General features: G+C 72.2%; 12 protein-coding genes. 8 read left to right on the top strand and 4 right to left on the bottom strand.

From position 1 onward, the window contains the following. Positions 1-51 precede the first annotated feature (51 nt). The 5 genes from ACGFYV_RS03020 to ACGFYV_RS03000 all read left to right on the top strand — a co-directional run bounded on the left by ACGFYV_RS03020 (position 52) and on the right by ACGFYV_RS03000 (position 4,124). Positions 52-312: a hypothetical protein gene (locus ACGFYV_RS03020; RefSeq protein ID WP_393876566.1), complete on the top strand. Its 261-nt coding sequence runs from the start codon at positions 52-54 to the stop codon at positions 310-312. Between the two features lie 101 nt (positions 313-413). Then, the gene (locus ACGFYV_RS03015; RefSeq protein WP_393876565.1) at positions 414-1,700 is read left to right on the top strand and encodes a beta-ketoacyl-[acyl-carrier-protein] synthase family protein; all 1,287 of its coding nucleotides are present in this window, start codon (positions 414-416) and stop codon (positions 1,698-1,700) included. A 151-nt stretch (positions 1,701-1,851) separates the two neighbouring features. Next, positions 1,852-2,871: an acyl-CoA desaturase gene (locus tag ACGFYV_RS03010; RefSeq protein WP_393876735.1), complete on the top strand. Its 1,020-nt coding sequence runs from the start codon at positions 1,852-1,854 to the stop codon at positions 2,869-2,871. 4 nt (positions 2,872-2,875) lie between these two features. Next, complete coding sequence (locus ACGFYV_RS03005; protein WP_393876564.1) at positions 2,876-3,352, top strand: SRPBCC domain-containing protein; 477 nt, start codon at positions 2,876-2,878, stop codon at positions 3,350-3,352. 271 nt (positions 3,353-3,623) lie between these two features. Continuing rightward, entirely contained in the window at positions 3,624-4,124 is a 501-nt protein-coding gene (locus tag ACGFYV_RS03000) for a hypothetical protein (RefSeq protein ID WP_393876563.1), read from the top strand. A 133-nt stretch (positions 4,125-4,257) separates the two neighbouring features. On the opposite strand, the gene ACGFYV_RS02995 is transcribed toward ACGFYV_RS03000, so the two are convergent. Further along, positions 4,258-5,337, bottom strand: coding sequence for a glycerophosphodiester phosphodiesterase family protein (locus ACGFYV_RS02995; RefSeq protein ID WP_393876562.1), 1,080 nt, complete (start codon positions 5,335-5,337; stop codon positions 4,258-4,260). Between the two features lie 155 nt (positions 5,338-5,492). Beyond that, positions 5,493-6,677, bottom strand: a complete 1,185-nt coding sequence (locus ACGFYV_RS02990) for a PP2C family protein-serine/threonine phosphatase (protein ID WP_393876561.1) — start codon at positions 6,675-6,677, stop codon at positions 5,493-5,495. A 268-nt stretch (positions 6,678-6,945) separates the two neighbouring features. On the opposite strand from ACGFYV_RS02990, the gene ACGFYV_RS02985 reads away from it, so the two are divergent. Next, on the top strand, positions 6,946-8,499 hold the full coding sequence (locus ACGFYV_RS02985) for an APC family permease (RefSeq protein ID WP_393876560.1): 1,554 nt from the start codon (positions 6,946-6,948) through the stop codon (positions 8,497-8,499). Between the two features lie 30 nt (positions 8,500-8,529). On the opposite strand, the gene ACGFYV_RS02980 is transcribed toward ACGFYV_RS02985, so the two are convergent. Beyond that, positions 8,530-9,519, bottom strand: a complete 990-nt coding sequence (locus ACGFYV_RS02980; RefSeq protein ID WP_393876559.1) for an aldo/keto reductase — start codon at positions 9,517-9,519, stop codon at positions 8,530-8,532. Between the two features lie 514 nt (positions 9,520-10,033). On the opposite strand from ACGFYV_RS02980, the gene ACGFYV_RS02975 reads away from it, so the two are divergent. Then, positions 10,034-10,879 carry a hypothetical protein gene (locus ACGFYV_RS02975; protein WP_393876558.1) on the top strand — a complete coding sequence of 282 codons (846 nt, stop codon included), beginning with the start codon at positions 10,034-10,036 and terminating at the stop codon, positions 10,877-10,879. Between the two features lie 73 nt (positions 10,880-10,952). Continuing rightward, the gene (locus tag ACGFYV_RS02970; protein ID WP_393876557.1) at positions 10,953-14,327 is read left to right on the top strand and encodes a pyruvate carboxylase; all 3,375 of its coding nucleotides are present in this window, start codon (positions 10,953-10,955) and stop codon (positions 14,325-14,327) included. 82 nt (positions 14,328-14,409) lie between these two features. Here ACGFYV_RS02970 and ACGFYV_RS02965 read toward each other — a convergent pair whose 3' ends face one another. Continuing rightward, positions 14,410-14,919 carry a hypothetical protein gene (locus ACGFYV_RS02965; RefSeq protein WP_393876556.1) on the bottom strand — a complete coding sequence of 170 codons (510 nt, stop codon included), beginning with the start codon at positions 14,917-14,919 and terminating at the stop codon, positions 14,410-14,412. Between the last annotated feature and the right edge of the window lie 26 nt (positions 14,920-14,945).

Raw genomic sequence — 14,945 nt, 5'->3', positions numbered from 1 at the left:
ACCGCCACCAGCCCATACGACCGCCACCAACACGCGCGACCGGGAGCAGCCATGGTGACCGAGACCCTCGAAACGATCCCGTCGACCGGCGAACTCCTCGACCGCGTGGCCACCTTGCGCACCGACGCCGCCCTGATGGACGGCTACGCGCAGCGGTTGCTCGCCACCGCCGGGGCACTCACCGACCGCGCGGTGGCGCCGGTGTGGGGCCGGCCCACGCTGGAACAGCAGGCGGCCGCCTGCACCACGGCGGCGGAGCAACTGCGCACCGCCGCCGAGGCGTTGCTCGCCCATATGCGGGCCGGCGGCTGACCGCGAACGTTCCCGCATACGGGTGGTCGCGCGGGCCGTACTGGGCCGAACGAGTCGTGGCGGCCCGTCGCGGGCGGTCGGCGCCCGGATAATCACCGCTCATGCAGCTCGTGAAAGCAGCAGGCCGCGCGACGCGGCGCGCCCCGGTGGCCGTCACCGGGCTGGGACTGGTCACGCCGGCCGGTGTCGGCCGGGACGCGGCGTGGGCAGGCCTGTGTGCCGGGGAGTCCACCGCGACCGTCGACCCGGGCCTGGACGGGCTGCCCGTGGCCTTCTCCTGCCAGGTACCCGCGCTGGACACGGCCGGCCTGCTCGGCCACCGGCTCAGCCGCCGCCTGGACCGCTTCACCACCTTCGCGCTGCTCGCCGCGCGGGAAGCCGTCGCCGACGCCCGGCTCGTCCCCGACGGCTGGGACGGTGCCCGGCTCCCGCCGGACTGCTGGGACGGCGCCCGGGTCGGTGTCGTCATGGGCGTCGGCACCGGCTCCATGCAGGGCTGGCAGGCCGAGTTCGACCGGCTCGCCGACCAGGTGCCCGAACGGGTCTCGCCGCTGGCGCTGCCGCGCAGTGTGCCCAACATGGCAGCCGCCGAGATCGCCCTGGACCTCGGCGCGACGGGCCCCAACATGGTCGTCAGCACGGCCTGCGCCTCCGGGACCAGCGCGCTCGGCCTGGCCCGGGACTGGCTGCTGTCCGGTGCCTGTGACCTCGTTCTCGCCGGAGGCAGCGAGTCGGCACGGCTGCGGATGACCGCGGCCTGCTTCGCCCAGATGCGCGCCCTGTCCCGCCGCGCCGACAGCCCGCACGCGGCCTCCCGGCCGTTCGACCGGGACCGCGACGGCTTCGTCCTCGGCGAGGGCGCCGCCGTCCTCGTCCTGGAGCGTACGGCCGACGCCCGCGCCCGGGGCACCCGGCCCGTGGCCCTGCTCTCCGGGTTCGGCGCCTCCTGCGACGCCCACCACTTCACGGCCCCGCACCCGGACGGCGACGGCGCCGCCCGCGCCATCCGCGGCGCGCTCGCCGACGCCGGACTGGAACCCGAGGACGTCGACCACGTCAACGCGCACGGCACCGCCACCCCGCAGGGCGACGCGGCCGAGCACAACGCGCTGCACCAGGTCTTCCGCCGGCCCCCGCCCGTCACCGCCGTCAAGGGCACGATCGGGCACGCCATCGGCGGCGCCGGAGCCATCGAGGCGGCCTGCACCGTACTGACCCTGCGCCACCAGCTGATCCCGCCCACCGCCAACCTGGACACCCTGGACCCGGCGATGGACCTGGACGTCGTCACCAAGGTGCCTCGCCCGCAGCGGATACGAGCCGCTGTCAGCAACTCCTTCGGTTTCGGCGGCCAGAACGCCGTGCTCGCCTTCACCGCCGTGGACTGACCCTCGCCGTGGCCCGACCTCCGCGGCGGGATGCCCTCTGCCGTGGACCGACCTCCGCAGCGGACTGCCCTCCGCCGTGGCCCGCCCACCGCCGTGGCTTCCCTCCGCCGTGAACTGCCCCCGCCCCCGCGGACATGCCCCCGCCGAAAGGATCCCCTTGTCCTTGCCGGAGTCCTCGCAATCCACTGCGCCGGTCGGCCGCGGGCGGTCCTGGCCGAGCGGCGAGCAGTTCATGATCGGAGTGTTCGTCGGCGTACCGTTCCTGGCGCTCCTCGCCGCCGTGCCCCTCGCCTGGCGGCACGGGCTGAGCCCCACGGACCTCGCGCTCGCCGTCGCCTTCTACCTCGTCAGCGGCCTCGGCATCACCGTCGGGTTCCACCGGCACTTCACCCATGGCTCGTTCAAGGCCCGCCGGCCGCTGCGGATCGCCCTCGCCGTGGCCGGGTCGCTCGCCGTGCAGGGCCCGCTGCTCACCTGGGTCGCCGACCACCGCAAGCACCACCGCTACTCCGACCGCGACGGCGACCCGCACTCGCCCTGGCGCTACGGCCGTTCCCCGCGCGCCCTCGCCAAGGGCATGCTCCACGCCCACCTGGGCTGGCTCTTCGACACCGAGCACGCCTCGCCCCGCCGGTACGCACCCGACCTCGTCCGGGACCGCACGCTGATGCTGGTCTCCCGGCGCTTCGGTGTCCTGGTCCTCGTCTCGCTCGCGCTGCCGGCGCTGCTGGGCGGGGCGCTGACCTGCTCCTGGCAGGGCGCGCTGAGCGCGTTCTTCTGGGCCGGGCTGGTCCGCGTCTGCCTGGTGCACCATGTCACCTGGTCCATCAACTCCATCTGCCACGCCGCCGGTTCGCAGCCCTTCCGCAGCCGGGACCGCTCGGGCAACGTGTGGTGGCTGGCCCCGCTGTCCCTGGGCGAGTCCTGGCACAACCTCCACCACGCCGACCCCACCAGCGCCCGGCACGGCGTGCTGACCGGACAACTCGACGCGAGCGCCCGCCTGATCCGCTGGTTCGAGCGCCTCGGCTGGGCGTACGACGTGCGCTGGCCGGACCGCCGCCGCCTCGGTGTCCGCCACCAGGAGCACCCGGCCGGGCAGACCGCTGCGCCCGCGTCGGCGGCGGTCTGCTCGCCGGACCCCGGTGGCGGGCCCGGACCGGTAGCGTGAGCCCATGTACACCACGCGAGTCACCCGGCGGGTGCAGGCGCCCGCGACAGCCGTGTACGAGGCCCTGGTAGATCCCGACGCACTCGCCGCCTGGCGGGTCCCCGAGAACATGACCTCCCACGTGCACACCTTCGAGGTCCGCGAGGGCGGTGCCTTCCGGATCTCCCTCACCTACGACGACCCGGCCGACACCGGCAAGTCCGGCGGGCACACGGACACCTACCACGGGCACTTCGCGAAACTCGTCCCCGGCGTCCAGGTGGTGGAGGTGTTCGCGTTCGAGACGGGCGACGCGGCCGTGCGCGGCACGATGACCATGACGACGACGCTCACCGGGACGGACGACGGCGCCACCGAGGTCGAGATGGTGCACGAAGGCGTCCCGGACGGCGTCCCCCCGGCCGACAACGAACTGGGCATGCGCATGGCCGTCGACCATCTCGCCCGGCTGGTCGAGGGACGGAACCCGCCGAAGGCCTGAGCGGAACCGGCCCAGGGCCTGAGCGGAACCGGCCGGAGGCCTGAGCGGAACAGGCCGGAGGCTCTGGCCGAGGTGGCCGAGGTGGCCGAGGTGGCTGGAAAGGCCGGGAACGGGGCTGGAATCCGGCACAACCTTTCGCGTTGCGCCAAGCGCGGGAATCGCGCGGAAAGAAGGTGGGCAGACGCGGAACCGGGGGCAGGGGAATGTGGTCTTAAAGGCCGTCGACGGCCGGGATCGGTCCGGTCGCGAAGAATCCGGGGGAATGACGCACATGTCCATTCGTCGCCGCAAGACCCTGCTGACCGCTGTCGCCCTGACCGCCGGCCTGACCCTCGGCGCCGTCACGCCCGCCCTCGCCGGCACCGCCGCGAGCCACACCACCCGCGCCGCCGCCGTGTCCTCCGCCCAGGGCGACCCGCGCAACGTCACCCAGCGCGTGGCGGACTTCTACGGCGCCTACATCGACTCCGTCTGGGCCGACGAGGACCCGGCCGCCGCCGCGAACGCCAAGGCGCTGCGCGCCTTCTACCTCTCCTCCGCCGCGCAGAAGAAGGTCAACGCGTACGAGAAGAAGAACCACGCCGACGGCATCCTGTTCGCGCAGAACGTGCCGGTGAAGTGGAAGGTCGCCTACACCGGTTCCGGCGCGGGCCACGCCACCAGCAGGGTCACCCTCACCTGGAGCGACGGCAGTCACCCGGAGGTCACCAGGATCGACGTCCTGTCCGACCTGAAGACCCTGAAGATCACCGACCTGAAGCCGGTGCGCTGACCGGCCGACGGACGCGCGCTCCCGCCCCGCCCCCACCCGGGGCGGGGCTCGCGACCGCCCGGCTCACCCTCACACGGGATCACACGGGATCACACCGGATCACACCGGATCACACGGGGCTGCCCGGTTCCGCTCAGGCCCGGCCGTGCGGGGCGTACGGCCGGGGCAGGCGCATTCCGCGGTCGGCCATGATCTGCCGTACCCGGTCGGGGTAGTCGGTGATGATCCCGTCGGCGCCGAAGCCCATCAGCTTCTCCACGGTGGCCGGGTCGTCGCAGGTCCAGGGGACCACCTTGAGGCCGCGGGCGTGGGCCTCGGCGACCATCGCCGCGTCCGAGTAGAAGCGGAAGCCGGGGTCGCCCACCTTTCCGTTCTGCGGGAAGCCGTAGTTGGGTGAGAGGGTCGTGACACCCGGGACAGCCGCGGCCGCCTTCACGAAGTCGCCGTCGTAGTCGTCGGCGTCGATCCCGCCCAGCCACGGGGACGCGCCGGGCTGCCCGACCTGCAGGAAGTCGTAGTTGGTCAGGGCGACCAGCGGCCACTTCGGCGCCAGGCGGTGCATCGCCTTCAGCGCGCCCCAGTCGAAGGACTGGATGGTGACCTGGCGCTCGATGCCGGAGCGGTGGATCTCCTCGTACACCCGGCGGACGAACAGCTCGCGCGGCGCGGTCTGCTCGGGCGCGCCCGCCTCGACCTTGGTCTCGATGTTCAGCGCGACCTGGTGCGCGTGATAGCTCTTCACCAGGTTCAGGACGTCCTTCAGCTCGACCATGCGGAAGCCCTTGACGACCTCCTGGTCCGGGAACCCGGGCAGTCGCTGGTAGCCGCAGTCCAGCGTCTTGATCTGGGCGAGCGTCAGGTCCTTGATGAACTTGCCGACGTACGGGTACCGCGGGTCACCGGGGGTGACCGGGCCGGTGTCGCGGCACTTGACGCCGCTGATCTGCCGGTCGTGGTTGACGACGACCTTGAGGTCCTTGGTGACATGGGTGTCCAGCTCCAGCGTGGACACCCCGAGGCGCAGGGCCTTGCCGAAGCCCTCCAGCGACTCCTCGGTGGTCATGCCGAGGCCGCCGCGGTGTGCCTGGAGGTCGAAACGGGCCTGGGGGCCGAAACGGGCCTGCGGCGGGTCGTCCTGTGCCGCGTGTGCGGTGACCGGGAGCGCGAGGGCCGGCAGCAGGGCCAGACCGGTGAGCAGATGGCGTAGGGACATGCGCGGATTTTCGCAACGCCCGGGACAGCCGGGCCGCTCACGAACTGAACTTTGACGCAAAGGCAGTTGAACGCGCGTGGCATCGCCCGCCCCGTCACCCCACCCGCCCCGTCGTCCCGCCCGCCCCGTCACCCTGTCCGTCCCGTCCCGCCCCCTCACCCCGCCCCGGACGGAGTCCCGCTGTTGTGCCGCAGGGTGTCGCCGGAGTGGTCGCGGCCGTGGTGGTGGCGGCGCCGCTCCGTGGTGGCGGTGCGGTGCAGGGCGATGAGCGCGGCGTCGTCGCCGAGCCGGCCGCCGGCGTGGGCGAGCAGGTCCCGGCGCAGATGGTGCATGAGCGCCTCGGGGGAGTTGTCCGTCCACCGGGCGACCCGGTCGGCCAGCGGATAGAACCGGCCGTGCGCGTCGCGGGCCTCGATGACGCCGTCCGTGTACAGCAGCAGCGTGTCCCCGGGTTCGAAGGCGAACACGTCCAGGGTGTGCTCGGCGGTCCCGTACACCCCGAGGGGCGGCGAGGGGTGCAGGCTCGGGACGGTGACCGCGTTCCCGGGGCTCAGCAGCAGGGGCGGGGGGTGGCCGCAGCTGGTCATCAGGGTGATCGGGCTGTGGTCCGGGATCTCCACCAGCAGCGCGGTGGCGAACCGCTCGCCCGCCTCCTCCGCGGGCTCCAGCTCGGCGGCGTACCGGGTGATGCTCTGGTCCAGCGTCGAGGCCAGATCCGTCAGCTCCAGATGGCGGTGGGCGCTCTCGCGGAACGCGCCGAGCAGCAGCGCGGCCTCCCCGATGGCGGACAGGCCCTTGCCGCGTACGTCGCCGATCAGGACCCGGATCCCCTCGTCGCACTGGGTCGCCGCGTAGAGGTCGCCGCCGATCTGCGCCTCGTCCTCGGCGGCGAGGTAGAGGGACGCGATCCGCAGCTGCCCGATCTGTTCCGGCAGCGGCCACATCAGCACGTGCTGCGCCGCCTCGGCGACCGTGCGGACCTGCGCCAGCTGGGCCAGCCGGCGTTGGCGTACGACGCTGTAGACGACGCACATCGCCGAGAGCACGGCGAGGGTGATGATCTGCACGATGTGGTTGGTCGTGGCGATCCCGCCGTGGGTGACGGCGATGAGCGTCTGGGCGGCGACCGCGAGGGCGCCGACGAAGGCGGTGGTCCGCGGGCCGGCGAACGAGGGGGTCAGGGCCGGTGCGATGACCAGGGCCGGGCCCAGGTGGACGTCCGTGGGCGTGCGCAGGTCCACCACCGTGATCACCACGATGAGCAGGGTCGGGAGCAGCGGCAGTGCGTGTGCCGACCGCCATGGCTGCCGCGGCCAGGCACCACGCGCGCGGACCTTCATGCCACCAGCGTGCGCCAGCACACGACGGACGGCACACGGAGGGAACGCGGCGCACATCACACGGAAGAATTGGAATCGGGCATTCCGGGCCCGACTTCGATTCCCGGATATCGGACGTTGATCATGTTGCCTTCGTTTCGCCTATCCGATAGCGTCATTCACCGTTCAATCATGTGTCGTTCATGGTGATTGACCTGAGAAGTCAAGGTCATTGGTGATCGGGGCGAATCCGGTTCAACCGAAATCGCAGCATTTAGCGTGCTGTGTCATGACACAGACGGCAGTGCGGCCCGCGGCCGACGACACAGCATCCGGTGACGACGGGGTACGGGGCAAGGGCCTCGGCGGCAATTCCATCGGCCTGCTCGGCAGTGCGGTCATCGGCGTGTCCACCGTGGCGCCGGTCTACTGCCTCACCTCCACGCTCGGCTCCACCGCGGGCGAGGTCGGCCTGCACATGCCGGCCGTGTTCCTCGCCGGCTTCCTGCCGATGCTGCTGGTCGCCTTCGCCTACCGGGAGCTGAACAAGGCCGTCCCGGACTGCGGCACCTCGTTCACCTGGACCGTCAAGGCGTTCGGGCCGCACGTCGGCTGGATGTGCGGCTGGGGCCTGGTCATCGCCACGGTGATCGTGCTGTCCAACCTCGCCGGCGTCGCCACGTCCTACTTCTGGCTGCTGGCCGGGGAACTCACCGGCAGCGGCGCGGTCGCCGACCTGGACGGGAACAAGGCGGTGCACATCGTCACCTGTCTGGCGCTGATCGCGGCGGCCACCGCGATCAGCTACCGGGGCATGACGACGACGAAGGGCGTGCAGTACGCGCTGGTCGGACTCCAGCTCATGGTGCTCGCCCTCTTCGTCGTCCTCGCCCTCGGCAAGGCGCACTCCGGCGCCTTCGCGGGCCACGCCGACTTCTCCTGGTCCTGGCTGAACCCCTTCGCGGTGAAGTCCTTCGCCTCCTTCAGCGCCGGACTCTCGCTGTCGATCTTCATGTACTGGGGCTGGGACACCTGCCTGACCGCCAACGAGGAGACGATCGGCAGCGAGAAGACGCCCGGCCGGGCCGCCCTCATCGCCATGGTGGTCCTCGTCGGCTCCTACCTGACCACCGCGGTCGCCGCCCAGATGGCCGTCGGCTCGGGCACCCACGGCCTGGGCCTCGCCAACCCGGACACCTCCGACAACGTCTTCGCCGCGCTCGCCGGCCCGGTGATGGGCCATGCCCTCGGCATCCTGCTCTTCGTCGCCGTCCTCGCCTCGGCCGCGGCCAGCCTCCAGACCACGTTCATCCCGGTCGCCCGCACGGTCCTCGCCATGTCGGCCTACCAGGCGCTGCCCGCCTCCTACGCGCGCGTGCACGAGCGCTTCAAGACCCCCGGCCGGGCCACCGTCACCGCCGGCGTCGCCACCGGCGTCTTCTACACCGTCATGACGCTGCTGAGCGAGCACGTCCTCGTCGACACCATCTACGCGCTCGGCCTGATGATCTGCTTCTACTACGCGCTGACGGCCTTCTCCTGCGCCTGGTACTTCCGCCGCGACCTGACCGGCTCCGTGCGCGACGCCCTGTTCAAGGGCGTCTTCCCGGTCCTCGGCGGCCTCCTGCTCACCGCCGTGTTCGGCAAGACCCTCCACGACATGTGGAACCCGGCCTACGGCAGCGGTTCCGCCGTCCTCGGCGTGGGCTCGGTCTTCGTCATCGGCGTCGGACTGCTGCTGCTCGGTGTCGTCATCCTGCTGGTGATGCGCCGCCGCAGCCCGGCCTTCTTCCGCGGCGAGGTCCTCACCGCAGGGACCCCGGCTCTGGTCGTCGCGGACTGACCGGCGCCGGGGCAGTTCCCCGCCCGGCGCTCAGCCGTTGACCGAGCGCATCCCCGCCTCGTCGTAGCGCTCGCCCTTCACCTGGGGCAGCTCGGCGTCGATGCGGGCGAGGTCCTCCTTCGTCAGCTCGATACCGACCGCGCCAGCGTTCTGCTCCAGGTAGGTGCGGCGCTTGGTCCCCGGGATCGGGACCAGATTCTCGCCCTGCGCCAGGACCCAGGCGATCGCCAGTTGCGCGGGGGTGACGTCCTTCTCGGCGGCGATCTCCTTCACCTTCGCCGCCAGCCGCTGGTTCGCGTCGATGTTGGCATCGGTGAAGCGGGGGCTGCTGCGGCGGTAGTCGTTCTCGTCCAGCTCCTGCGCGGAGGAGAAGCGGCCGGCCAGGAAGCCGCGGCCGAGCGGGGAGTAGGGCACGAAGCCGATGCCGAGTTCCCGGCAGGCGGGCAGCACCTCGGCCTCCACGTCCCGCGACCACAGCGAGTACTCGCTCTGCACGGCCGTGACCGGGTGGACGGCGTTCGCGCGCCGGATGGTGTCCGCGCTCGCCTCGCTCAGACCGATGTGCCGCACCTTGCCCTCGGCGACCAGCTCGGCGAGCGCGCCGACCGTCTCCTCGATGGGCACCTTCGGGTCGACCCGGTGCTGGTAGTACAGGTCGATGTGATCGGTGCCGAGGCGCCGCAGCGAGCCGTGGATCGAGCTGCGGACGTGCTCGGCCGAGCCGTCCTGCGGGCCGACCGTGCTCATGTCGCCCGGAACCGCGTCGTCCATCCGGTAGTTGAACTTCGTGGCGATCACGTACTCGTCGCGGTGCCCCCGGATCGCCTCGCCGACCAGGGACTCGTTGGTGAGGGGACCGTAGAGCTGCGCGGTGTCGAGGAAGTCGACGCCGAGCTCCAGGGCGCGCCGGATGGTGGCGATGCCCTCGCCCTGGTCGGTCGTGCCGTAGAAGGCGGACATTCCCATGCAGCCGAGGCCGATGGCCGATACCTGAAGATCCCGCAGACTGCGCTGTCGCATGTCGTGTTCCAGCCTTTCCCGCACTCTCGATGGTCGTCCCCCGCGCACGAAGCCCTCCATCCATCTAGCGACGGATCGCGCGCACCGGCATCCCGTGGCCGTGTCCCGTGGCCATATCCCGTGGCCGCATGCCACGGCGGCGCCGGGGCGGTGCGGGCTGTGTGCGCCGGGTCGGTCACGACGCTATGACCTGGAGTGCACTCGAAGTCAACCGCGGGCGGCGGGTCAGGGCCAGGACGTCCGGGGTCAGGGCCAGGACGTCCGCGAGAGGACGTCCGCGAGGGCGGCCGGGTTGCCCGGCCGGCAGCCGATTCTTGTCACGGTGGCGCACCGGTGACGGATCTTGACGCCCGGCTCCGGGATCGCTGAACTGGGACAGCCGGAAGCGGGGCAAAGGGGGGGCGATGCACGCGACGGGGGAAACAGGTGGAGTGGCGAGGGGAACGGGGGAAACGGAGGAAGCGGCGGGGGAAACAGGGGAAGGGGAGCCGGAGGCGACGGGCCGTCGTCCCTCATGAGCGGCCACGGGCACAGGGAGCCGGCCGGCTCGGTGCTCGCGCGTCTCGCCCGCTTCACCGGGCGCACGCTGAGAGGCGAGTGGAACGCCATCGTCGTCACCCCGGTACGATGCCTCGCGCACCGGGGGCTGTCCGCACTGGTGCTGGCGTTCGTCGCCGCGGGCGGTGTCGTCTTCTTCCACGACCTCGCCCAGCATCCCGCCGGGGCCCGATGGGTGCGGCGACTGGGCGGCGTCACCGCCGACCTGCCGCTGTGGCTGTCCCTGCTGCGCACCCCGGTGTCGCTGTACGTCCCGGCACTCGACCTGCCGGTGTGGGCGGGCATCACCCAGCTGTTCCTCGCCTTCGCCCTCGCCGAACTCCTCCTCGGCCGGGCCCGGACGCTCGCCGTCGCCTACCTCACCACGCTGGCCGGAACTCTCACCGCGCGGCTGATGATCGCGCTCGGCCCCGGCTGGTGGGGGTTCGGTCTGTCCGCCGCGTGCGGCCGGGTCCTGGACACCGGGCCCTCCGCCGCCGTCGTCGGCCTGTTCACCTATCTGGCGGTGGTCCGGCGCGCCCCCGTGGTGTTCGCGCTGACCGGCGGATCGATGGTGTGGGAATCGGTCGCCGTCCCCAACCTGGCCGGCCGTGAACATCTGATCGCGGTGGGCGCGGCGATCGTGCTGGGGCTCCTGCACGGCCGCCGCGAGCAGGTGCGAGCCGTCGTACGGTCCCTGGCGCCCACCCGGAAGGCCGAGTCCGCGACGGCGCCCGCACCCCCGCCGGACGGGCCGGGGAAGCCCCCGCAGCCTCGTCAATGTGACCCTTTTCGCACTTCGACCCGTGCCGGTGCCCCCTAATGTTGCCGCGACGTACGGCAGGTCATGGCTGACACCATGGTGCTCGTCGCCGGCAGGCTGAAGGGAATCCAGGATGTTCCGCAAGGTGCTGGTCGCCAACCGTGGAGAGATCGCGATCCGCGCGTTCAGGGCGGGCTACGAACTCGGCGCGCGCACGGTCGCCGTGTTCCCGCACGAGGACCGCAACTCACTCCACCGGCTCAAGGCCGACGAGGCGTACGAGATCGGGGAACCGGGCCACCCCGTGCGGGCGTACCTCTCCGTCGAGGAGATCGTGCGCGCCGCCCGCCGCGCCGGAGCGGACGCCGTCTACCCGGGCTACGGCTTCCTGTCCGAGAACCCCGAACTCGCCCGTGCCTGCGAGGAAGCGGGCATCACCTTCGTCGGGCCGAGCGCGGCCACGCTGGAGCTGACCGGCAACAAGGCCCGCGCGGTCGCCGCCGCCCGTGCGGCGGGCGTGCCCGTCCTCGGCTCCTCCGCGCCCTCCACCGACGTCGACGAACTCGTGCGCGCCGCCGACGAGATCGGCTTCCCCGTCTTCGTCAAGGCGGTCGCGGGCGGCGGCGGACGCGGCATGCGCCGCGTGGAGGACCCCGCGCTGCTGCGCGAGTCCATCGAGGCGGCCTCCCGCGAGGCCGCCTCCGCGTTCGGCGACCCGACCGTCTTCCTGGAGAAGGCCGTCATCGACCCGCGCCACATCGAGGTGCAGATCCTCGCCGACGGCGCGGGCGACGTCATCCACCTCTACGAGCGCGACTGCTCGCTGCAGCGCCGCCACCAGAAGGTCATCGAGCTGGCGCCCGCGCCCAACCTCGACCCCGGACTGCGGGACCGGATCTGCGCCGACGCCGTGCGCTTCGCCCGCGAGATCGGCTACCGCAACGCGGGCACCGTCGAGTTCCTCCTCGACCGCGACGGCAACCACGTCTTCATCGAGATGAACCCGCGCATCCAGGTCGAGCACACGGTCACCGAAGAGGTCACCGACGTCGACCTCGTCCAGTCCCAGATGCGCATCGCCGCCGGCGAGACCCTCGCCGACCTCGGCCTGGCCCAGGACACCGTCAGGCTGCGCGGCGCCGCCCTCCAGTGCCGTATCACCACCGAGGACCCGGCCAACGGCTTCCGCCCGGACACCGGCCGCATCAGCGCCTACCGCTCGCCCGGCGGCTCCGGTATCCGGCTCGACGGCGGAACCACCCACGCCGGTACGGAGATCAGCGCCCACTTCGACTCCATGCTGGTCAAACTCACCTGCCGGGGAAGGGACTTCAAGGCCGCCGTCGGCCGCGCCCGGCGCGCCGTGGCCGAGTTCCGCATCCGCGGCGTGGCCACCAACATCCCCTTCCTCCAGGCGGTGCTGGACGACCCCGACTTCCAGGCCGGGCGGATCACCACCTCCTTCATCGAGGAGCGCCCGCATCTGCTGACCTCGCGCAGCTCGGCCGACCGCGGCACCAAGCTGCTCACCTACCTTGCCGACGTCACCGTCAACAAGCCGCACGGCGAACGCCCGGACCTCCTCGACCCCACCACCAAGCTGCCGCCGCTGCCGGCCGGTGAACCCCCGGTGGGATCACGACAGTTGCTGGTCGACCTCGGCCCCGAGGGCTTCGCCCGGCACCTGCGCGAGTCCCCGGCGCTCGGCGTCACCGACACCACCTTCCGCGACGCCCACCAGTCCCTGCTCGCCACCCGGGTGCGCACCAAGGACCTCCTCGCCGTCGCCCCGGTCGTCGCCCGCACCCTGCCGCAGCTGCTGTCCCTGGAGTGCTGGGGCGGCGCCACCTACGACGTCGCCCTGCGCTTCCTCGCCGAGGACCCCTGGGAGCGGCTGGCCGCACTGCGCGAGGCCGTGCCCAACATCTGCCTCCAGATGCTGCTGCGCGGCCGCAACACCGTCGGCTACACCCCCTATCCGACCGAGGTGACCGACGCCTTCGTGCAGGAGGCCGCGGCCACCGGCATCGACATCTTCCGCATCTTCGACGCGCTCAACGACGTCGGCCAGATGCGGCCCGCGATCGACGCCGTCCGCGAGACCGGCACCGCCGTCGCCGAGGTCGCCCTCTGCTACACCGCCGACCTGAGCGACCCCCGCGAGCGGCTCTACACCCTCGACTACTACCTGCGCCTGGCCGAGCAGATCGCCGAGGCAGGCGCGCACGTCCTGGCGGTCAAGGACATGGCCGGCCTGCTGCGTGCCCCGGCCGCCGCGACGCTGGTCTCCACGCTGCGGCGCGAGTTCGGCCTCCCGGTGCACCTGCACACGCACGACACGGCGGGCGGCCAGCTCGCCACCTACCTCGCCGCGATCCAGGCGGGCGTCGACGCGGTGGACGGCGCGGTGGCCTCCATGGCCGGGACGACCTCGCAGCCCTCGCTGTCCGCGCTCGTCGCCGCCACCGACCACTCCGAGCGGCCCACCGGCCTCGACCTCCAGGCCGTCGGCGACCTGGAGCCGTACTGGGAGGGCGTGCGGAAGATCTACGCGCCGTTCGAGGCGGGCCTCGCCTCCCCGACCGGGCGCGTCTACCACCACGAGATCCCCGGCGGCCAGTTGTCCAACCTGCGCACGCAGGCCGTGGCCCTCGGCCTCGGCGACCGCTTCGAGGACATCGAGGCGATGTACGCCGCCGCCGACCGCATCCTGGGCCGCCTGGTCAAGGTCACCCCGTCGTCCAAGGTGGTCGGCGACCTCGCCCTGCACCTGGTCGGCGCCGGCGTGTCCCCGGCGGACTTCGAGGAGACCCCCGACCGGTTCGACATCCCCGACTCGGTCATCGGCTTCCTGCGCGGCGAGCTGGGCACCCCGCCCGGCGGCTGGCCCGAGCCCTTCCGTACCAAGGCCCTGCGGGGCCGCGGCGAACCCAAGCCGGTCCCCGAACTGTCCACCGAGGACCGCGAGGGCCTGTCCAAGGACCGCCGGGCCACCCTCAACCGGCTGCTGTTCCCCGGCCCGACACGGGAGTTCGACACGCACCGGCAGTCGTTCGGCGACACCGGTGTCCTGGACAGCAAGGCCTTCTTCTACGGTCTGCGGCCGGCCAAGGAGTACGCCGTCGACCTCGAACCGGGCGTCCGGCTGCTGATCGAGCTGCAGGCGGTCGGCGAGGCCGACGAGCGCGGCATGCGCACCGTGATGTCCTCGCTCAACGGCCAGCTGCGCCCCATCCAGGTCCGGGACCGGGCGGCGGCCTCCGACGTGCCGGTGACCGAGAAGGCCGACCGCGCGAACCCGGGCCATGTGCCCGCGCCGTTCGCCGGTGTGGTCACGCTCGCGGTCGCCGAGGGCGACGTGGTGGCGGCCGGGGCGACCGTGGCCACCATCGAGGCGATGAAGATGGAGGCCACGATCACCGCGCCGAAGGCGGGCCGGGTCTCCCGGCTGGCCATCAACCGGATCCAGCAGGTGGAGGGCGGCGATCTGCTGGTGGAGATCGGCTGAGGCGAGCCGAGGTGAGGTCGCCCGCGCGGACCACGGCTCGGCGCCCTCCGGGGCGCGCCCGGGTGAAGCCCGGCCTACCCGCTCAGTTCCACAGCGGGTAGGTCTTGACCTGGGTGAAGCCGTCCGGGCGCGCGTCCGAGTAGGTCAGGCTCATCCGCGTGAAGTGCGTGACGTCCGGGTCCTTCTTCCACGGCTCCGGGCGGTCGAGCCGGACCGTCACCGGGTAGGAGTGGAACGTGCCCGCCGCGCAGTAGGGCTTGCAGTCGTTGACCGCGTTCATCCCCTCGGCGACCGCCCCGCTGTCGGTCCACTTCGTCCAGTTCAGATGCGTGAGGACGCTGTTGCCGTCGCCACAGGCCAGGATGAAGTCCGTCGGGCGCACATGGCGCGCCCACGCGCAGTCCACGAGCACCGGCCGCGGCGCGGGCTCGGCCACGGGCGCGGAGGCGGGCACGGACGGGGATGCGGTGGCGGGCGTGGAAGCGGCCTCGGCCGTGCCGCCGGGCGGACTGGCCGAGGCCGTGGGCATCGCGGCCGTGAGCAGAGCTCCCGCCGCGAGGGTGACTGCCGTTCCCACCAGTGATCCGCGCATGGCCGCTCCCACTCGTCGTGCTGTGT

This window comes from Streptomyces sp. NPDC048297, from assembly GCF_043201585.1.
Classification (GTDB): domain Bacteria; phylum Actinomycetota; class Actinomycetes; order Streptomycetales; family Streptomycetaceae; genus Streptomyces.
The sequence above is the reverse complement of the archived record's forward strand: the minus strand, read 5'-3'. Positions and strand labels throughout refer to the sequence as shown.

Excerpts from the sequence above, each read along its gene's own strand:
- ACGFYV_RS02965 (WP_393876556.1), bottom strand. The coding sequence starts at position 14,919 with ATGCGCGGATCACTGGTGGGAACGGCAGTCACCCTCGCGGCGGGAGCT.
- ACGFYV_RS02995 (WP_393876562.1), bottom strand. The coding sequence starts at position 5,337 with ATGTCCCTACGCCATCTGCTCACCGGTCTGGCCCTGCTGCCGGCCCTC.
- ACGFYV_RS03005 (WP_393876564.1), top strand. The coding sequence starts at position 2,876 with ATGTACACCACGCGAGTCACCCGGCGGGTGCAGGCGCCCGCGACAGCC.
- ACGFYV_RS02990 (WP_393876561.1), bottom strand. The coding sequence starts at position 6,677 with ATGAAGGTCCGCGCGCGTGGTGCCTGGCCGCGGCAGCCATGGCGGTCG.
- ACGFYV_RS02975 (WP_393876558.1), top strand. The coding sequence starts at position 10,034 with ATGAGCGGCCACGGGCACAGGGAGCCGGCCGGCTCGGTGCTCGCGCGT.
- ACGFYV_RS03020 (WP_393876566.1), top strand. The coding sequence starts at position 52 with ATGGTGACCGAGACCCTCGAAACGATCCCGTCGACCGGCGAACTCCTC.
- ACGFYV_RS03000 (WP_393876563.1), top strand. The coding sequence starts at position 3,624 with ATGTCCATTCGTCGCCGCAAGACCCTGCTGACCGCTGTCGCCCTGACC.
- ACGFYV_RS02980 (WP_393876559.1), bottom strand. The coding sequence starts at position 9,519 with ATGCGACAGCGCAGTCTGCGGGATCTTCAGGTATCGGCCATCGGCCTC.
- ACGFYV_RS02970 (WP_393876557.1), top strand. The coding sequence starts at position 10,953 with ATGTTCCGCAAGGTGCTGGTCGCCAACCGTGGAGAGATCGCGATCCGC.
- ACGFYV_RS03015 (WP_393876565.1), top strand. The coding sequence starts at position 414 with ATGCAGCTCGTGAAAGCAGCAGGCCGCGCGACGCGGCGCGCCCCGGTG.
- ACGFYV_RS02985 (WP_393876560.1), top strand. The coding sequence starts at position 6,946 with ATGACACAGACGGCAGTGCGGCCCGCGGCCGACGACACAGCATCCGGT.